The sequence below is a fragment of the Rhodococcus sp. 06-418-5 genome (assembly GCF_002258285.1).
Classification (GTDB): Bacteria; Actinomycetota; Actinomycetes; order Mycobacteriales; family Mycobacteriaceae; genus Rhodococcoides.
The window spans coordinates 202,057-220,286 of the sequence record NZ_NOYE01000012.1 but is presented as its reverse complement, the minus strand read 5'-3'; the positions used below and the strand labels follow the sequence as shown (position 1 = coordinate 220,286).

17 protein-coding genes are annotated in these 18,230 nt (G+C 65.9%); 7 read left to right on the top strand and 10 right to left on the bottom strand.

The window, feature by feature from the left end:
* Positions 1-132 precede the first annotated feature (132 nt).
* Both recG and CH274_RS06685 read right to left on the bottom strand, forming a co-directional pair.
* Positions 133-2,409 (bottom strand): ATP-dependent DNA helicase RecG, encoded by a 2,277-nt coding sequence (gene recG, locus CH274_RS06690; RefSeq protein WP_094657005.1) that lies wholly within the window; start codon positions 2,407-2,409, stop codon positions 133-135.
* A gap of 13 nt (positions 2,410-2,422) precedes the next feature.
* Entirely contained in the window at positions 2,423-4,102 is a 1,680-nt protein-coding gene (locus tag CH274_RS06685; RefSeq protein WP_094657004.1) for a DAK2 domain-containing protein, read from the bottom strand.
* Between the two features lie 275 nt (positions 4,103-4,377).
* Here CH274_RS06685 and rpmB point away from each other — a divergent pair, with 275 nt between their 5' ends.
* Together rpmB and CH274_RS06675 are read left to right on the top strand one after the other, a co-directional pair.
* A complete protein-coding gene (rpmB, locus tag CH274_RS06680) occupies positions 4,378-4,569 on the top strand; it encodes a 50S ribosomal protein L28 (RefSeq protein WP_008717389.1) in 192 nt (63 codons plus the stop codon).
* A gap of 131 nt (positions 4,570-4,700) precedes the next feature.
* Positions 4,701-5,495: an enoyl-CoA hydratase/isomerase family protein gene (locus CH274_RS06675; protein WP_032397776.1), complete on the top strand. Its 795-nt coding sequence runs from the start codon at positions 4,701-4,703 to the stop codon at positions 5,493-5,495.
* Between the two features lie 5 nt (positions 5,496-5,500).
* On the opposite strand, the gene CH274_RS06670 is transcribed toward CH274_RS06675, so the two are convergent.
* The 3 genes from CH274_RS06670 to CH274_RS06660 are packed head-to-tail and all read right to left on the bottom strand — an operon-like array spanning position 5,501 to position 7,742.
* Positions 5,501-6,193: a uracil-DNA glycosylase gene (locus CH274_RS06670; protein WP_094657003.1), complete on the bottom strand. Its 693-nt coding sequence runs from the start codon at positions 6,191-6,193 to the stop codon at positions 5,501-5,503.
* On the bottom strand, positions 6,190-6,714 hold the full coding sequence (locus CH274_RS06665) for a gamma carbonic anhydrase family protein (protein ID WP_094648101.1): 525 nt from the start codon (positions 6,712-6,714) through the stop codon (positions 6,190-6,192). Before CH274_RS06665 ends, CH274_RS06670 begins: the two co-directional genes overlap by 4 nt.
* 38 nt (positions 6,715-6,752) lie before the next feature.
* Positions 6,753-7,742, bottom strand: a complete 990-nt coding sequence (locus tag CH274_RS06660) for a thiamine-phosphate kinase (RefSeq protein ID WP_306436599.1) — start codon at positions 7,740-7,742, stop codon at positions 6,753-6,755.
* A 191-nt stretch (positions 7,743-7,933) separates the two neighbouring features.
* Here CH274_RS06660 and CH274_RS06655 point away from each other — a divergent pair, with 191 nt between their 5' ends.
* Positions 7,934-8,185, top strand: coding sequence for an Lrp/AsnC ligand binding domain-containing protein (locus tag CH274_RS06655; protein ID WP_094657001.1), 252 nt, complete (start codon positions 7,934-7,936; stop codon positions 8,183-8,185).
* Complete coding sequence (locus CH274_RS06650; protein ID WP_094657000.1) at positions 8,182-8,787, top strand: DUF3515 domain-containing protein; 606 nt, start codon at positions 8,182-8,184, stop codon at positions 8,785-8,787. The genes CH274_RS06655 and CH274_RS06650 overlap by 4 nt, the downstream gene beginning before the upstream one ends.
* Before the next feature lie 18 nt (positions 8,788-8,805).
* Here CH274_RS06650 and CH274_RS06645 read toward each other — a convergent pair whose 3' ends face one another.
* On the bottom strand, positions 8,806-9,912 hold the full coding sequence (locus CH274_RS06645) for a D-alanine--D-alanine ligase family protein (RefSeq protein WP_045199902.1): 1,107 nt from the start codon (positions 9,910-9,912) through the stop codon (positions 8,806-8,808).
* 73 nt (positions 9,913-9,985) lie between these two features.
* On the bottom strand, positions 9,986-10,984 hold the full coding sequence (locus CH274_RS06640) for an NAD(P)H-dependent glycerol-3-phosphate dehydrogenase (protein ID WP_032397770.1): 999 nt from the start codon (positions 10,982-10,984) through the stop codon (positions 9,986-9,988).
* 102 nt (positions 10,985-11,086) lie between these two features.
* On the opposite strand from CH274_RS06640, the gene cofC reads away from it, so the two are divergent.
* The 3 genes from cofC (at position 11,087) to CH274_RS06625 (ending at position 15,100) form a co-directional block, all read left to right on the top strand.
* A complete protein-coding gene (gene cofC, locus CH274_RS06635) occupies positions 11,087-11,851 on the top strand; it encodes a 2-phospho-L-lactate guanylyltransferase (RefSeq protein ID WP_371828404.1) in 765 nt (254 codons plus the stop codon).
* A 193-nt stretch (positions 11,852-12,044) separates the two neighbouring features.
* Positions 12,045-14,165 (top strand): RNA degradosome polyphosphate kinase, encoded by a 2,121-nt coding sequence (locus CH274_RS06630; RefSeq protein WP_230597037.1) that lies wholly within the window; start codon positions 12,045-12,047, stop codon positions 14,163-14,165.
* Positions 14,165-15,100: an NUDIX hydrolase gene (locus CH274_RS06625; protein ID WP_094656999.1), complete on the top strand. Its 936-nt coding sequence runs from the start codon at positions 14,165-14,167 to the stop codon at positions 15,098-15,100. Before CH274_RS06630 ends, CH274_RS06625 begins: the two co-directional genes overlap by 1 nt.
* A gap of 95 nt (positions 15,101-15,195) precedes the next feature.
* On the opposite strand, the gene CH274_RS06620 is transcribed toward CH274_RS06625, so the two are convergent.
* From CH274_RS06620 to leuC, 3 genes are all read right to left on the bottom strand, one after another.
* Entirely contained in the window at positions 15,196-15,885 is a 690-nt protein-coding gene (locus CH274_RS06620) for an HU family DNA-binding protein (RefSeq protein ID WP_032397768.1), read from the bottom strand.
* A 148-nt stretch (positions 15,886-16,033) separates the two neighbouring features.
* Complete coding sequence (leuD, locus tag CH274_RS06615) at positions 16,034-16,651, bottom strand: 3-isopropylmalate dehydratase small subunit (RefSeq protein WP_094656998.1); 618 nt, start codon at positions 16,649-16,651, stop codon at positions 16,034-16,036.
* A 44-nt stretch (positions 16,652-16,695) separates the two neighbouring features.
* Positions 16,696-18,120: a 3-isopropylmalate dehydratase large subunit gene (leuC, locus tag CH274_RS06610; RefSeq protein ID WP_032398343.1), complete on the bottom strand. Its 1,425-nt coding sequence runs from the start codon at positions 18,118-18,120 to the stop codon at positions 16,696-16,698.
* Positions 18,121-18,230: the final 110 nt, after the last annotated feature.

The following is an 18,230-nucleotide window of genomic DNA, read 5'->3' as shown; positions in this document are numbered from 1 at the left end:
TGGCTCAACTTACCCGGCAGCGTCGGCCACCGAGGCGTACTGATCTCATCATGCGGGACGATGTGCTCGATTTTCTCCACTGAAACGGTGCAGTAGATAACGATCGCCCCCTCGACCGCTCCTGCCCACCCGTCAGGACTTCTGAAGGTAATCGACTCGATCCGATCGCCAAGCCGATCGCATCATCGACGCGATGCCGGGATCGTTCGCCAGCGAGGGGTCCTGCGCGAAAAGGGACCGGGCGCAGTCCTGCGCGTCCGCGATGATGTCCTCGTCGTCGATGAACGAGAGCAGCCGCAACCCGCTGACCGTGCCCGACTGTGCAGCTCCGAGAACGTCGCCCTCGCGACGAGTGGCCAGATCCAGCTTGGCCAGCTCGAAACCGTCGTTGGTCGCTGCCACCGCCTCGAGCCGGGCGAACGAGCCGCCCGCGGGGCTGAGATAGCTGATCATGATGCACAGGCCCTGATGCCCACCTCGGCCGATTCGGCCTCGCAACTGGTGCAGTTGGCTCACGCCGAATCGGTCCGCATCCATGATGACCATGACCGTCGCGTTGGGAACGTCCACTCCCACTTCGACCACCGTGGTGCAGACCAGGACGTCGATCTCGCCGGAGTTGAACTCGGACATGGTGATGTCCTTGTCGTCTCCCGACAGTCGTCCGTGCAGCAGACCCACGCGCAGATCGTGCATCGGTCCGGTGGAGAGGGTCTCGTACAGATCCACCGCAGCCGTGGTCTCGGGGCCGTCCTCCGCGCTCGCACTCTTCTTCTTCGCAGCGCTCTTCTTCCCCGTCTCCGCGTCCTCGTCGTCGCCGATGCGGGAGCACACCACGTAGGCCTGGCGACCGGCTGCCACTTCTTCGTGAATACGCTGCCACGCTCGATCCACCCAGCCCGGCTTGCTCCTGGCAGGCACCACGTTGCTGACGATGGGCGATCGGCCGCGGGGCAGTTCGGTGAGCACCGACGTCTCGAGGTCGCCCAGCGTCGACATCGCGATGGTCCGCGGGATGGGGGTTGCGGTCATCACGAGCAGGTGCGGACTGGTGTTGTCGCGAGCTTTCGCGCGCAACGCATCTCGTTGCTCGACGCCGAACCTGTGCTGTTCGTCGACGACGACCATCGCGAGATCGAGGAATTCGACGCGGTCCTCGATCAGGGCGTGGGTGCCGATCACGATGCCTGCATCACCGGTGACGGCGTCGAGCAGCGCGGATCGCTTGGCCGCAGTGGACATCGAACCGGTCAAGAAGGCGACCTTGGTCGCCAGCTCGTGCGATCCGAGTTCGCCGCCGGCCGCGAGGCTCCCGAGCATCGACCGAATCGAGCGCGCGTGTTGGGAGGCGAGAACCTCCGTCGGTGCCAGCAACGCACACTGATGCCCGGCATCGATCACCTGCAGCATCGCCCGCAGTGCAACGATCGTCTTGCCCGAGCCGACCTCACCCTGCAACAGTCGCGACATCGGATGCGGTGCCGACAGATCGTGGGCGATCTCGGCTGCCACCTGGTGCTGGCCGGCCGTCAACTCGAACGGCAGACGCCGATCGAACTCCGCGGCGAGACCGTCGGTGATCGGTGGGCATCGCGGAGCCACGCGGGTGGATGCGTCGCGTCGGCGGTCGGCGAGGACGAGCTGAACGGCGAGCGCCTCGTCGAACTTCAGCCGCTCGCGCGCAGAGTCCTTGTCCTGTGCGGTATCCGGGAAATGGACCGACCGCAGTGCGGTGTCGATGTCGACGAGACCGCGCTGCGCACGAACCGACTCGGGCAACGGATCGACCACGTCGTCGAGTTGGTCGAGCACCTGTCGGACACAGCGCATGAAGGTCCAGCTCTCGACGTCCTTCGCGGCCGGGTAGATGGGCACGAACGCGCGATCGAACACCGACATGTCCACGGCACCGGAGGAATCGACCGAGCCGCGAGCGAGTCCGGCCAGGGTGCCACCGCCGACGATTCGACCTGCAGGCACGACGGCACCGTCGTTACCGTCTCCGCCGAGAATCACGTAGCTGGGGTGCGTGAGATTCCACCGCTTGCCGAAGTACTTGACCTTGCCCGAGAACATTCCTCGACGACCGGGCAGCAGAACGTGCTTGAGCTTGTGCGGACTGAAGAAGGTGGCGTCGATCCGCTGCCCGTCGGCGGCGAGTGTCACGGCGAGGAACTGACCGTTGCGGTTCTTCATCGAACGCAGCGTCGCGGACTCGACCGTTGCGACGATGGTGATGTGCTCGCCCTCGGGCGGCTCCTTCTCCCCCAGCTCCGAACCGTGCGTCATGTAGCGGTGCGGATAGTGCCGCAGCAGGTCCTCGACAGTGTGAATTCCGAAGACGTCGGCCAGCGGCGTCGCCGCCGCGGCTCCCAGGATGTGATCGAGCCGATCCACCAGCGTTGCCATTGTCCGAGATTCCCTATTCCACTCCGAATTGCACGAGATCCCCCGGCTGTCCACCTGTATAGACCACCACGTCGACTCCGGGATGTGCGCCCGCCACGTACTCGGCCAACCGATCACCGAAGTCATCCGACGCCTGGGCCCCGACGAGCACCGTCACCAGCTCCCCTCCCGTGGCCAGGAGCTGATCGAGCAACCGACACCCCGCATCGAGCGGACGAGCGGCGACGATCACCACCTCCTGCCCCGCCAGCCCGATGCAGTCGCCCGGCTCGCAGGTGCCGACCCACGTCAGAGATCGCTCCTGTGCGATACGCAGAGAACCCCACCTCGTGCCCGCCGCCGCCTCGGACATCGTGAACGCGTCGTCGACTGCGGCGCGGGCGGCATCGTGCACCGCGAGCGCGGCCAGTCCCTGCACCATCGCCGAACACGGCAACATCACCACGTCCTTGCCGTCCGCTCGGGCAGCGGCGCCGACCGCTACGAGTTCCTGCGCGGACAACGCGCCGTTCGGCAACACCAACACCTCACGATGCTTCATCCCGACGATCGCGCGATGCAGCACCGAGGAGTCGATCGCCTCGTCGCACCGCACCACCGTCGCACCTTCCTGAACGTAGAGGTCTGCGGCACCGTCACCGGCCACCAGCGCCAAAATATCGCGACCGACCGACAGCACCGCTGCGTCGCGGCTTTCGGGGATCGCGACTGCGGCGAACTCGGCCGGACCGAAACACGAGATACGCACTCCGCGAACATCTCCGGCGGCGATGCCGCGGTCGACGGCACCACCGGGGTCGGTGGTGTGTACGTGCGCGGACCAGGCCCCGGAACCGTCACCGGCGACGACGACCGAGTCTCCGATGTCGGCCAGTGCTCGGCGAAGTTCCGCCGCCCCGGCGTCGTCCGGCCCGTGCACGACGTAGACCACCTCGTACCCGAGGGAGCGAGACGATCCGTACTCCGACACCGCGACGGGTGCACGGCCGCAGTCCGACGAGAGGTTCGGCGCATCGTCGCCCGTCCGGCGTTCGTGCTCGTGTGGGCGACGGTATCGCCTGCGCGGCGGCGTGCGGCCGATCACCACCTCCACGAACGCGTCGACGATCACCGAGAGACCGAGAGCTCCTGCGTCCACGACACCGGCCTCGCGGAGTTCGGCGAGTTGGTCCGTCGTGCTGTCGACGGCTCGAGCAGTGGCCTCGGCGATGTCGACCACCAGCGTGGAGAGGCTGACATCGGCATCGTGCGCCGAGGCTTCGCGATCGGCTGCGGCCAGAACGGTGAGCATCGTGCCCTCGACGGGAACGCTGACCGCGCCCGCGACCAGGACTCTGGCGCGACGCAGCATCGCCTGCATCGACACCGTGTCCAGCGGGCCGTCCGCTGCGGCCTCCGCGACGGCGCGCAACAGCTGGGACACAATCACTCCCGAGTTGCCCCGCGCCCCCGCGACCGCCCCCACTGCCAGCGCTCGCCCGATGGAGCGGGCGTCCGCGGCGGGCCCGGCTGCGCGCATCGATTCCACCGCGGCGCGGAAGGTGAACATGAGATTGGTGCCGGTGTCCGAGTCGGGGATGGGGAACACGTTGAGTGCATTGATCTCGTCGCACCGTGCGGTGAGGGAATCGACGCAGTGGTAGGCCCACCGGCGCAGGGCCGCGGCATCGATCGATTCGAGAACGTCGACCACCTCGGCCAGCCTCCCCCCGCGTCACGTCCCTCACCTCGTCCGAACTCCCTCGCGGACAGTGCCCGAAGCTTAGTCGGGCATGATCGGTGGCGCGCCGTACGTGAGCCCCGCGGAGCGTCTGCCGTGGCGGTTTGGTGATTGCGTGCGACGCCGCTATTCTTGCAGGGTTGCCTCGAGGCGATCTTCACGCATTGCAATCCTTGCATCTGCTCGTAGTTCGTTTCGATGTCTTCGACCACATGTATCGATCAACATCTATCAAGGAGTTCGCGACTATGGCTGCCGTCTGCGACGTATGCGCCAAGGGGCCCGGCTTCGGTAAGTCGGTCTCGCACTCGCACCGACGGACCAACCGTCGTTGGAACCCGAATATCCAGACCGTTCACGCTCAGGTTGCGCCTGGTAACTCCAAGCGCATGAACGTGTGCACCTCCTGCTTGAAGGCAGGCAAGGTGGTCCGGGGCTGATTTCGGCCTCGCTCTTCGTTTTCCTCCACGGCGTTCCTCGCGTGCGAGAACTGTGCCCCGCCCCCGTATTCGGAGGCGGGGCACAGTCGTCGGTGCACTCGAACACTTGGACGTCCATTAGAATTCCGATCGTGAGTGATTCGGATGACTACGGTCCCAGCAAGGTCAGCATCGAGGACGGCGTGCTGCGCATCGTCGTCGCCACCGAGGCGGGCGGTGCCTCTCTCGACCTCGAAGGCATCGACGCCGGCACGGCGGCACTGCGATCCGTCAACGCCGGTACCACCGCGATCGGAAGTGTGCTCCTCATCGGCCGCGGGCCCAACTTCTGCGCAGGCGGAAACGTACGCGATTTCGCCGGAGCCGACGACCGCGGCGCATTCGTCGGTTCGGTCGCCGACACGTTCCATGCATTCGTCCGCGAACTGGCCGCCGTCACCGTCCCGGTCGTCGCCGGGGTCCACGGCTGGGCGGCCGGGGCAGGCATGAGTCTGGTCTGTCTCACCGATATCGCCATCGGCGGACCGTCGACCAAACTGCGCCCTGCGTACCCTTCCATCGGATTCACCCCGGACGGAGGAATGTCCTGGACACTCCCCCGAATCGTCGGTTCGGGCCGCGCGATGGACATACTTCTGGGCGACTCGATCATCAACGGAGAGGACGCCGTTCGGCTCGGAATCCTCAGCCGGCTGGTGGGCGACGACATCGTCGACAGTGAGGCCGAGCGCCTCGCTCGAACCCTCGCCAACGGCCCGACATCGGCGTACCAGGGCATCAAGAGACTGCTCGGAAGCTCCGAATCAGCAACTCTGACAGAACAATTGGACGCCGAAGCCGCCTCGATATCGGTCGCTGCGGCGTCACCGGCCGGACGTGAAGGCGTCGACGCGTTCGTCGAGAAGCGTCGTCCCGACTTCTCCTGAACCGGTCACGGCAACGTCCAGTCGATCGGTTCGTCTCCGCCTTCGGCCAACAGTTCGTTGACGCGGCTGAAGGGCTTGGATCCGAAGAAACCGCGTGAGGCGGACAGCGGTGACGGATGAGCGGATTCGATGAAGGGCACCGATCCGAGCATCGGCTTCAGGGTTGCCGCGTCACGTCCCCAGAGAACTGCCACCAGTCCGGGCGCGTCGGGGTTCTCCGCTCGGGCGACCAATGCCCGAATCGCTTGCTCGGTCACCGCTTCCCAGCCCTTCTTGCGGTGTGACGCCGCCTGTGACGGTTCGACGGTGAGCACCCTGTTGAGCAACATCACTCCTTGCTCCGACCAGGGTGTGAGATCGCCGGTGCTCGGCGTGGGCAGGCCGAGATCGTCGGAGTACTCCTTGAAGATGTTGCTCAGACTCCGCGGTACGGGTCGCACGTCGGGCGCGACAGAAAAGCTCAGGCCCACTGCATGTCCCGGAGTGGGATACGGATCCTGACCGACGATGAGCACGCGAACCCGATCGAAGGGGTAGCGAAAAGCGCGCAGTACGTTCTCACCCGCGGGCAGGTAGTGCCGTCCGGCGGCGAGTTCGGCTCGCAGGAAGTCGCCCATCGCAGCGACATTCGTCTCGACCGGAGCGAGGGCAGCAGCCCAGCCCGGCTCGACGCTCTCGGACAGCGGCCGGGGCGTCACCGGTCGATCCGGCGAAGCGCGTCGCGGTAGTACGCGGCATTGGCGGAGTACATCTGCACGTTGATGTCGACATGCCCGTCGGGAACCTGGTAGCCCTCGCGGATCTTGGCGGGCACGCCGAGCGCCATGGAACGTTCGGGAACGACGAACTCGAACGGCACCACCGCGCCTGCACCGACGATCGAGCCCGCCCCGATCTTCGATCCGTTCAGTACCACCGAGCCCGACGCGATGAGGCAGTTGTCTCCGATGGTCGCACCCTCGACGTGCGCATTGTGGCCCAGTACGCACCCGGAACCGATGACCGTTGCGTCGATCGGGGTGCAGTGAACCACGGTCCCGTCCTGCACGTTGGTGCCCTCGCCGATCGAGATGGTGCCGTAGTCGGCCCGCAGAACCGCAGTGGGCCACACCGACGATCCGGCAGCCAAGGTCACCGCTCCGATGACGACGGCGTCGGGATGAACGTAGGCGTCGGGGTGGATGTCGGGTTCGCGATCACCGAGCGCATAGATAGCCATCTCTGCAACTTAGCCGACTCGACCGACCCGACCCGCGTTCACTCGCCCTCGAAACTCGACCATCCCGAGCTACCCGCGTGGACGCGTCCGCCGACCGTCACTCGACCCGAAGGCGCACCGTCTCCGTGCTCGACGCGGCCGATCACCGTCCATCCCCCGGGAACGGCGGCGGCATCGGGGAAGGTGCCGACGAGCGCGTGATCCTCGCCTCCGGTCAGTACCCACTCCAGCGGATCGTGCCCCATCAGCGTTGCTGCCGAACGCAGTTCGACGGGGATCTCCAGCAGGTCGGGATCGAGGTCGACGAGAACGCCCGATGCGTCGGCGATGTGGCCGAGATCGGCCAGCAGCCCGTCGGAGACGTCGGTGAGCGAGGTCGCACCCGCCTCTGCGGCGTCGATCCCGGCGCGGTACGGCGGGACGGGCACTCGGTGTGCGTCCAACACGGCGTCGTGGCCCGTTCCGTCCCGGTCGCCGAGCAGCAGGGCCAGGCCGGCCGCGGACCAGCCGAGCCGCCCCGCATAGGCGATCACATCACCGGCACGCGCCCCCGATCGAAGAACCGGGGCCCGGCCCTGGAGATCGCCGAGCGCGGTGATCGAGATCACCAGCTCCGGCGATTGCACCACATCGCCACCGACGACGGCCGATCCCGCAGCAACGGCCTCGAGCCACATGCCCTCGTTGAGACCGTCGGTCACGCTCACCGGAGTGTCGGCCGGGCATCCGAGGGAGACGAGAAAACCCGAGCACTGCGCGCCCATCGCGGCGATGTCCGCGCCGTTCTGCGCGATCGCCTTGCGGCCGATCTGTATCGGACTCGACCAGTCGAGCCGAAAGTGCCTGCCGTGCACCAACATATCGGTCGATGCCGCGATCCGACCGTCGGACGCGGCGACCACGGCTGCGTCGTCGCCGGGCCCGACGATGGTCGACGACGGCTGCTCGCGGCCTGTGATGGCCCGAGCGATCACGTCGAATTCGCCGACCTGCGCGACGGTGCGCTCGCTGCCGGTGGCCGAGTCGATGACGGTGTCGTCGATGATGTTCCTCCCTGAGAACGCGGTGCGTGCGCGACGGTCTCGCGCGGAGCGAGTGCCGCGCCTGCGGTACCTTTTAGCGGCGGTCGGGACAGTACCGATGCAGCAGGTTACGTGCGAAGAGAACGTAGTCGAACCAACCTACAGTCGAGAAGTCCGGCAGGGGAAAGGGACCACCGATGGTGCAAGCATTCGTTCTCGTTCAGACCGAGGTCGGTCGCGCGACGGCCGTCGCACAACAGATCGAGGCCGTCGACGGTGTCGTGTCGGCCGAGGCAGTGGTCGGGCCCTACGACGTGATCGCGCGCGCCGACGGTGCCTCCGACGCCCAGATCGCCGAGATCGTCTCCCGCATTCAGAAGGTCGATGCCATCACTCGCACCCTCACCTGCCCCGTGGCCCCTCGGTCGACGACGTCCGTCGGATCGTGAATTCACCCGACACCGGCAACGACGCCGGCACCGAAGACGGCCCCACCGAGACCGAGGGCACTCGCGAGCAGCGCCATCCCGCAGTCATCGCCACCGCGATCGCGCTACCGGTCGCGCTCGTCGTCGGAGTTCTGGTTGCCGCCATCGCGGTGAATCGCTCACCCGTCCTCGATCCGGTCGCGCTCGGCCCGGTCGACTCCCCCGATGCCGCGAGTGCGCAGTGCACGTCGCTGCTCGACGCCCTGCCCGAAGACCTCGGCGACTACACGAGAGCCGAACTGGCCGACCCGGCCCCGGTCGGCGTCCGCGCGTGGGTCTCGGCCGAGGAGAACGCCGAGCCGGTCGTGTTGCGCTGCGGTCTGCCCCGGCCGATCGGGTTCGATGTGGCCGCGCCGCTTCAGGTGATCAACGGCGTTCAGTGGTTCGAGGTGTCCGGCGCAGACGACGGGATCGACGCCAGCACGTGGTTCGTCGTCGATCGCGGTGTGTACGTTGCCCTGACGATTCCGGGCGACTCGGGCCCCACCCCGTTGCAGGACGCGTCCTCCGCCGTGTCGGGCGCGCTGCCCCAGCAACCTCTCGACCCGGCGCCGTTGCAGTAGCGCCGGGCCGCAACAGCTCTAACGCAAACCGGTACCGCGGGCGAGAGCGGTGTCGATCAGGGTGGCGATCAGCGTCGGGTAGTCGACGCCCGATTCGGCCCACATCTTGGGGTACATCGAGATCGAGGTGAATCCGGGCATGGTGTTGATCTCGTTGATGACCGGGCCGTTCTCGGTGACGAAGAAATCCACCCGCGCCAGACCCTGGCAGTCCAACGCGCGGAAGGCGGCGACGGCGAGTTCACGAATGCGGTCGCTCGTGGCGTCGTCGAGGGCAGCCGGGATGTCGAACTCACTGACATCGTCGAGATATTTGGTGTCGAAATCGTAGAAGGCATGATCGTCGATGTCCGCGTCGGGAATTCGGATCTCGGCGATGGCGCTCGCGCGCACGGTGCCGTCGGGAAATTCGAGCACTCCGCACTCGACCTCGCGGCCGTGGATCATGCCCTCGACGATGACCTTGGGGTCGTGTTCGCGTGCGACGGCGATCGCGGTGGGGAGTTGGTCCCACGCGGTGATGCGCGAGATTCCGATGGACGATCCGCCTCGGGCCGGCTTGACGAATGCGGGCAGGCCGATTCGGTCACGCTCGCCTGCCGTCAGGTCGTCGACCCCGCGTCGGAGTACCACCTGGCGACCGATCGGCAATCCTTCGGCACCGAGCAGCTTCTTGGTGAATTCCTTGTCCATCCCCGCAGCGCTGGCCAGCACGCCCGGCCCGACATACGGAACGCCTGCCAACTCGAGCAGACCCTGCAGGGTGCCGTCCTCGCCGTACGGTCCGTGCAGAACCGGGAACACGACGTCGACGGATGCGAGCACCGTCCCGCCTTCCCCCTCGCCGAGGGCGAGCAGAGCGCCGGCGTGACCCGGGTCCGTACTGAGAGCCAGCGCTGCCCCGGTCTTGTCCACGGTGGGCAGGACGCGGTCGTGAATCGTCAGCGCGTCGATGTCGGAGGAGCCGAGTACCCACGCACCGTCCGGGGTGATTCCCACGGGAACCACCTCGTACCTGGCCGGATCGAGGTTCTGCAGCACGCTACCTGCCGATACACAGGACACAGCGTGCTCGCTGCTGCGGCCCCCGAAGACGACGGCAACTTTGATGCGGGGAGTACTCACGATGAGAAACCGTACCGCCGCGGCTCGTCGAACGCGGATTCGCCCTGTTCGTCGCGAGACCGCGATCACTGCCTCACTCGGGCTTGATGCGACGTCCCAGCAGGTGCCCGACCGCATCCGGTACGGACATGCCGCCGTGACAGACGCGATGCACGGCGTCGGTCAGCGGCATCTCGACGTCGTAACTCTCGGCGAGCGCCCGGACCGAGGTGCACGACTTGACGCCTTCGGCAACCTGCCCGTGCGCTGCTTCCTGCGCACTCTCGAGGGAGCCACCCGAACCCAGTCGTTCTCCGAACGTGCGATTACGCGAGAGGGGGGACGAGCAGGTGGCGACCAGGTCGCCCACGCCGGCCAGGCCCGACAGCGTCGACGGCTTGGCACCGAGTGCTACTCCGAGGCGGATGATCTCGGCCAGTCCCCTGGTCATGATCGACGCGAGGGTGTTCTCGCCGTATCCGACGCCTGCGGCCATACCGCACGCGAGGGCGATGACGTTCTTGCAGGCACCCCCGATCTCGGCACCGATGACATCGCTGTTGGTGTAGGGCCTGAAATATCCTGTGGCACAGGATTTCTGAATCTCGAGGGCACGCTGGGAGTCGGAGCACGCGATGACCGTCGCGGCGGGCTGTCCCTCGGCGATCGGGCGCGCGAGGTTGGGCCCGGACAGGCACGCGACCCGGCTGGGATCCGCACCGGTGACCTGAGAGATCACCTGGCTCATCCGCATGAGCGTTCCGGTCTCGATCCCCTTCGCCAGGGAGAGCAGCGTCGCGTGCGGCGGAATCGAGTCGGTCCACGCCCCCAGATTGGCCCGCAGACTCTGTGAGGGCACGGCCAGCACCACGATGTCGGCTCCGTCTAGTGCACGGACGGGATCACTCGTCGCGCGAATCGAGGACGGCAGCTCGATTCCCGCAAGGTAGTCCTTGTTCTCGTGGTCGTCGGTGATGGATGCGGCGAGTTCCTCACGGCGGGCCCACATGGTGACGTCCGTTCCGGCATCGGCCAACACCTTGGCGAATGCGGTGCCCCACGAACCCGACCCCAATACCGCTGCTCTGCTCATTCCGCCAACCCCTCGCCTACTTCGCCGATGCCCTGTCCACGCGCGCATCACCCTAACTCGCAGACCTGCTCGGGCGGTCGGAGTCGGCACAGATCCATGACGCTGGCAGGATCGAGCACCATGGGTGCATCACGAGACGACGACGGCGACCGCGTCGTCAGGGTTCTCATCGCGGTGAAGGATCTGGCCACGGCGAAGTCGCGCCTGGCGGCGGAGTTCTCGGCACCCGACCGGACACGATTGGTGCTCGCGATGCTCAGCGACACCGTGGCCGCCGCAGACTCGGTGTCGGCGGTCGATTCGGTCACGGTGGTCACCCCGGATCCTCTCGTCGCGGACACCGCCCGCAGAATCGGTGCACGGGTGTTCGACGAACCGGTCCGCGATCCGGCACTGCAACCGGACGAACGCCTCAATCACGCGTTCGCGGCCGCGGCGCACGTACTGCGTCACGGTCACGTCGGCGCGGACGTCGATGGGGACGAGACCGTCAGCGCGGGCCACGTCGACATCATCGCGTTGCAGGCAGACCTTCCGGCGATGCGTTCGACAGAACTCGCCCAGGCCTACGAGCGCGCCCGGCGGGGAGGCAGATCACTCGTGGTCGATCATCACGGCACGGGAACCGCTGCTCTGATCCTCAAGGATTCCCCCGACGAGTTGACACCGCTGTTCGGACCGGACTCCGCACGCCGCCATACCGCCTCGGGCGCACGGGAACTCGACGGCGAGTGGCCCGGCCTTCGACTGGACGTGGACACCGCCGACGACGTCCGCAGAGCGCATCGTCTGGGAGTCGGACCGGCGACGGCGGCCGTTCTCCACTCGCTCGGGTGGAACGACGAGGCATCCGCGACGACTGCGTGACGGTAGGGACCGCCACGGCAGCCGGGTGAACACTGGCCCGAGTTCGGCCATCGGAGTTTCACCGACGCCGGGTATGGGGGATGATCGTGCGGTGAGCAAAGACGACGTGCAGCCAGCGAACCAGGATCCGCCGATCGAGACAGGAAAGGCCGCAGGCTCGGAGCCGGCGTGGAGCGCGCCGATCGCGTCGACGATGCCGAGCATCCCGTCCGCTCTACCGGCCGCCACACCGGAATCGGTGGACGCTGCGACCGTTCTTCCCGAAAATCGCTATCTCAACCGAGAATTGAGCTGGCTCGATTTCAACTCGCGTGTCCTCGCTCTCGCCGAGGACTCCTCGCTGCCCTTGCTGGAGCGGGCGAAGTTTCTCGCCATCTACGCGTCCAATCTCGACGAGTTCTACATGGTCCGGGTCGCCGGTCTCAAACGTCGCGACGAAACCGGTCTGTCGGTTCGATCGGCCGACGGAATGACTCCTCGCGAACAGCTGGCGGTGATCGGGCAGCGCACCCAGGAACTTGCGCTCAAACACGCGCGAGTGCTGCTGGATTCGATTCTGCCCGAGCTCACCGCCGAGGGCATCGCGATCATCCGGTGGTCCGATCTGGACAGCGACGAGCGTGCGCGACTGTCGGACTACTTCACCGAACAGGTGTTCCCGGTTCTCACACCGCTGGCCGTCGACCCGGCGCACCCGTTCCCCTACATCAGCGGCCTGAGCCTCAATCTCGCTGTGACAGTGAAGGACTACTCCACGACCGGGGAGCACTTCGCCCGCGTCAAGGTCCCCGACAACGTCGATCGCTTCGTGCGCGTCAAGCGCGGCGAGGGCACTCACCGCATCGACGCCTTCCTGTCGATGGAGGAGTTGATCTCCGCTCACCTCCATGTGCTCTTCCCCGGCATGGAAGTCGTCGAGTCCCACGCGTTCCGGATCACGCGCAACGCCGATTTCGAGGTCGAGGAAGACCGCGACGAGGACCTGCTGCAGGCTCTGGAGCGAGAACTCGCTCGGCGGCGCTTCGGCTCGCCGGTCCGTCTCGAGATCGCCGACGACATGACCGAGCACATGCTCGAACTGCTGCTGCGTGAGCTCGACGTCGATCCCGGCGATGTCATCCAGGTTCCCGGACTGCTGGATCTGTCCTGCCTGTGGCAGGTCTACAGCGTCGACCGCCCCAACCTCAAGGACGCACCCTTCGTTCCTGCCACCCACCCCGCGTTCGGTGAACGCGAGACCCCCAAGAGCGTGTTCTCGACTCTGCGCGACGGCGATGTCCTGGTGCACCATCCGTACGATTCCTTCTCCACCAGCGTCCAACGCTTCATCGAGCAAGCAGCGGCCGATCCTCAGGTGCTCGCCATCAAGCAGACTCTCTATCGCACCTCGGGAGATTCGCCGATCGTCAACGCACTCGTCGACGCGGCGGGAGCGGGCAAGCAGGTCGTTGCACTGGTCGAGATCAAGGCGCGTTTCGACGAACAAGCCAACATCGAGTGGGCACGCAAGCTCGAAAAGGCGGGCGTGCACGTGGTCTACGGCCTCGTCGGCCTCAAGACGCACTGCAAGACCTGCCTGGTGGTGCGCCGAGAGGGGTCGGTCATTCGCCGGTACTGCCACATCGGTACCGGCAACTACAACCCCAAGACAGCGCGTATCTACGAGGACGTGGGCCTGCTGACGTCGTCGCCCGAAATCGGGGCCGACCTCACCGATCTGTTCAACTCGCTGACCGGATACTCGCGAAAGTCCAAGTATCGCAACCTTCTGGTCGCTCCGTACGGGGTGCGGCGCGGCATCGTCGAGCGCATCGAAGCGGAGGTCGAACACCTCAAGAGTGGCCGTGCGGCCGGAATTCGCCTCAAGGCCAACGCCTTGGTCGACGAGCAGGTCATCGACGCGCTCTACCGAGCATCGATTGCCGGAGTGCCGGTGAAGGTGGTGGTGCGCGGAATATGTGCGCTCAAGCCAGGAGTTCCCGGGCTGTCGGAGAACATCGAAGTTCGTTCCATCCTCGGTCGATTCCTCGAACACTCACGGGTTCTGCATTTCCAGGGTGCGGACGAGTTCTGGATCGGCAGCGCAGACATGATGCACCGCAACCTCGATCGCCGAGTGGAGGTGATGGCTCAGGTCAAGGATCCCCGCCTGGCGAACCAGCTCAGCGACATCTTCGATTCCGCCCTCGACCCCACCACTCGATGCTGGGAGTTGGGACCGGACGGCGGCTGGGTCGCGTCACCTGCTCGGGGCGAGAAGGTTCGTGAACATCAGGTCGACCTGATGCGCAGTCGGAGGAATCAGGCGTCCTGATGGGCACTTCCGACGGTTCTCCCCGCGCCAACATCTTTGCGGCCGGCTCGATCCTGTGGCGTCGTTCACCGAGCGGCGACTCCGGCGTCGAGGTCGCCTTGGTTCACAGGCCCAAGTACGACGACTGGTCGTTCCCCAAGGGCAAGCTCGATCCCGGCGAGACAGCTGTCGACGCAGCGGTCCGAGAGGTGAAGGAGGAGACCGGATTCGACTCGCGATTGGGCCGGTCGCTGTCCTACGTCACCTACCCGATTCCGGGGCACCGTCGGGTCAAGAAGGTGCTGTACTGGGCGGCCGAGGTCACCGGGGGCGAGTTCGTCCCCAATGTCGAGGTGGACGAACTGCGCTGGGTGGCACCCGAGGACGTCGGCCGCGAACTCTCGTACCCCATGGACCACAAGATCCTTCGCCGGTTCGTGTCCAAGCCTGCCGACACCTCGACGGTTCTGCTGGTTCGTCACGGCAGTGCCGGGTCGCGCTCGCGGTTCAAGGGCAACGATGTCGACCGTCCGCTCGACAGGACCGGACGGCGGCAGGCCCAATCCTTGGTCTCGCTGCTTCGTGCCTTCGGCGGTGATTCCGTGTACGCGGCCGACCGTGCTCGATGCGTCCAGACAGTAGCTCCGTTCGCCGAATCGTTGGGGGTGGACATCACTCCCGAGCATCTGCTGTCCGAGGAAGGCTACGCCGACGACCCTCGCAAGGGGCGACATCGCGCTCGCGACATAGCCGAACTGCCCGGCACCCCTGTTGTCTGCAGCCAGGGAAAGGTGATTCCCGACTTGATGCGGTGGTGGGCGGAGAAAGACGGAATCACGTTGCCTGCCAACCGAAATCGCAAGGGCAGTGTTTGGGTGCTCTCGCGCCGTGACGGTCGGCTCATCGCCGCCGACCACATCGCCAGTCCGTTGCCCACCCTCACCGCCGACGGCTGAGCGGCGCAACACCAACGACGGAAGGCCCCCGACTCGATGTTCGAGTCGGGGGCCTTCCGCGGTGTTCACACTGTCATACGTGAAGCAGGCAGGCTCTACTTCTTCGCTGCGCGCTTCGCGGGTGCCTTCTTGGCCGGAGCCTTCTTGGCCGGAGCCTTCTTGGCAACGGTCTTCTTGGCCGCTGTCTTGGCCGGAGCCTTCTTGGCGGGAGCAGCAGTCGTTGCGGCCTTGCGCGCAGTCGTCTTGGCCGGAGCCTTCTTCGCAACGGTCTTGCGCGCGGTGGTCTTCGCGGGAGCTGCCTTCTTGGCGGCGGTCTTCGCGGGAGCCGCTGCCTTACGAGCTGTGGTCTTGGCCGGTGCTGCCTTCTTGGCGGCAGCGGTGGTTGCCTTGCGGGCGGTCGTCTTCACGGCAGCCTTCTTCGCAGCCGTCTTCTTCGCAGCCGCAGTCTTCTTGGCCGGAGCCGCAGCGGCACCGCGCTTGACGGCAGGACCGGTGGCGGGCAGCTTCTGGCCACCGGCGATGACGGCCTTGAACTGCGCACCCGGACGGAATGCCGGAACGTTGGTCGGCTTCACGCGAACGGTCTCGCCGGTGCGGGGGTTACGGGCGACGCGGGCTGCGCGACGACGCTGCTCGAACACGCCGAAGCCCGTGATCGTGACACTCTCGCCGCGGTGCACTGCGCGCACGATGGTGTCGACGATGTTCTCGACAGCCTCTGTGGCGCTCCGCCTATCAGACCCCAACTTCTCGGTCAGGGCGTCAATCAGCTCTGCCTTGTTCATGGATTTCCTCCGCTATATGGTGGCCCATCGTCGGACCGACTACTACAACGGTAAACCCCAAGTCGTCAAGAGTCTATGCGCCACGCCAATTTTCATTCTGGTGTCGCGGAATGATTCACGGCCGCAAAGCGTGTCGGACCGCCGCCGATCAGCTTTCGGCGGGTGTCTCGATCCGCGCGGGAAGGGTCAGGGGTTTGTATGAAGGCCTTGACTTTTCGTACTCCGCAATGGCCTCTACCTGGCGTAATGTCAATCCGATGTCGTCCAGGCCCTCCAGCAGACGCCACCGCGTGTAGTCGTCAATCGCGAAGGGCACCACCAACGTTCCAGCCGTTACGGTCTTGTCGACGAGGTCGACAATTATTTCCAGACCGGGCTGTTCTTCTAAGGCTTTCCACAGCAATTCGACGTCGGACTGATCCACTTCGGCAGCCAGCAGCCCGGCCTTACCCGAGTTTCCGCGGAAGATATCGGCGAAACGGGAGGCGATCACGACCCGAAATCCGAAGTCCGAGAGTGCCCAGACGGCATGCTCGCGTGACGATCCCGTACCGAAGTCGGGCCCGGCAACGAGCACCGAGCCTCGGTCGTAGGGCTCGAGGTTCAACACGAAGTTCGGGTCCGAGCGCCAGGCGGCGAACAACCCGTCCTCGAATCCGGTGCGCGTGACGCGCTTGAGGTAGACCGCGGGGATTATCTGGTCGGTGTCGACGTTGGACCGCCGGAGCGGAACTCCGATACCGGTGTGTCGAGTGAAAGCTTCCATCGAATGTGCTCCTCTGAGTTCGATCGATCCGAGCGAAGACGCGTTTACGCGAGATCCGCCGGAGACGACAGGGTTCCGCGGATTGCCGTTGCCGCTGCTACCAACGGTGACACGAGATGGGTGCGCCCACCCTTGCCCTGCCTACCCTCGAAATTGCGGTTGGACGTCGACGCCGATCTCTCGCCCGACGCCAATTGGTCCGGGTTCATTCCCAGGCACATCGAGCAACCGGCCTGACGCCACTCCGCTCCTGCGGCCGTGAATATCTCACCCAGACCTTCCTCCTCGGCCTGCGCTCGCACCCGCATGGAACCCGGTACCACCAGCATTCGCACTCCGTCGGCAACCCGGTGTCCTTCGAGAACGGACGCGACGGCCCGCAGATCCTCGATTCGGCCGTTGGTGCACGAGCCGACGAACACGGTGTCGACGGCGATATCGCGGATGGGCGTTCCCGCTTCCAGACCCATGTACTGCAAGGCCTTCTGGGCTGCCACCCGCTCGCTCTCGTCGACCATCGCCTCCGGGTCGGGCACCGTATCGCCAAGTGGCGCACCCTGACCCGGATTCGTTCCCCACGTGACGAACGGAGTCAACGTGTCGGCGTCGATGTGGACCTCGTTGTCGAACACCGCATCCGGATCGGTCGCCAATTCGTTCCACGCGGCCACCGCCGCATCCCAGTCGGCTCCCCGAGGAGCGTGCGGGCGTCCCTTCAGGTACTCGTAGGTGACCTCGTCGGGTGCGATCATGCCTGCCCGCGCTCCGGCTTCGATCGACATGTTGCAGATGGTCATTCGCGCTTCCATCGACAGCTTGCGAATGGCCTCACCGCGGTATTCGAGGACGTAGCCCTGACCGCCGCCGGTGCCGATCTGTGCGATGACGGCGAGGATGAGATCCTTGCTCGTCACACCGGGGGCGAGTTCTCCGTCGACGGTGATGGCCATCGTCTTGAAAGGACGCAGCGACAAGGTCTGCGTGGCCATGACGTGCTCGACCTCACTGGTGCCGATGCCCATTGCGATCGAGCCGAAGGCACCGTGGGTCGAGGTGTGACTGTCTCCGCACACCACGGTCATGCCGGGCTGGGTGAGACCCAGCTGTGGGCCGATGATGTGCACGATGCCCTGATCGAGATCGCCCATCGGGTAGAGCCGAACACCGAATTCCTCGCAGTTGCGTCGAAGGGTGTCGACCTGCGTGCGCGAGACCAGATCGGCGATGGGCGCGAAGATGTCGGCCGTCGGGACGTTGTGGTCCTCGGTCGCGATCGTCAGATCGGGACGACGGAGCCCGCGGCCGGCCAACCGAAGTCCGTCGAACGCCTGCGGGCTCGTCACCTCGTGCACCAGATGGAGGTCGATGTAGATCAGATCCGGCTCACGCGCCCCGCCTTCGCCGCCGCCTCGGACCACCACATGCTGGTCCCATACCTTCTCCGCCAAAGTCTTCGGTGTTTCGGACATCGCTGTCGCGGACCTCGTCTTTCCCTGTCGTCGTCGCGCCGGTGAACGGGCTGGTTCACCTCGCGTGATCGTCTCGACATCATGCCCCCGGCGCGCACCGAAGATGTCGT

Excerpts from the sequence above, each read along its gene's own strand:
- CH274_RS06640 (WP_032397770.1), bottom strand. The coding sequence starts at position 10,984 with ATGAGCAGAGCAGCGGTATTGGGGTCGGGTTCGTGGGGCACCGCATTC.
- leuC (WP_032398343.1), bottom strand. The coding sequence starts at position 18,120 with ATGTCCGAAACACCGAAGACTTTGGCGGAGAAGGTATGGGACCAGCAT.
- CH274_RS06630 (WP_230597037.1), top strand. The coding sequence starts at position 12,045 with ATGCCGAGCATCCCGTCCGCTCTACCGGCCGCCACACCGGAATCGGTG.
- CH274_RS06625 (WP_094656999.1), top strand. The coding sequence starts at position 14,165 with ATGGGCACTTCCGACGGTTCTCCCCGCGCCAACATCTTTGCGGCCGGC.
- recG (WP_094657005.1), bottom strand. The coding sequence starts at position 2,409 with ATGGCAACGCTGGTGGATCGGCTCGATCACATCCTGGGAGCCGCGGCG.
- CH274_RS06620 (WP_032397768.1), bottom strand. The coding sequence starts at position 15,885 with ATGAACAAGGCAGAGCTGATTGACGCCCTGACCGAGAAGTTGGGGTCT.
- CH274_RS06665 (WP_094648101.1), bottom strand. The coding sequence starts at position 6,714 with ATGGCTATCTATGCGCTCGGTGATCGCGAACCCGACATCCACCCCGAC.
- leuD (WP_094656998.1), bottom strand. The coding sequence starts at position 16,651 with ATGGAAGCTTTCACTCGACACACCGGTATCGGAGTTCCGCTCCGGCGG.
- rpmB (WP_008717389.1), top strand. The coding sequence starts at position 4,378 with ATGGCTGCCGTCTGCGACGTATGCGCCAAGGGGCCCGGCTTCGGTAAG.
- CH274_RS06655 (WP_094657001.1), top strand. The coding sequence starts at position 7,934 with ATGGTGCAAGCATTCGTTCTCGTTCAGACCGAGGTCGGTCGCGCGACG.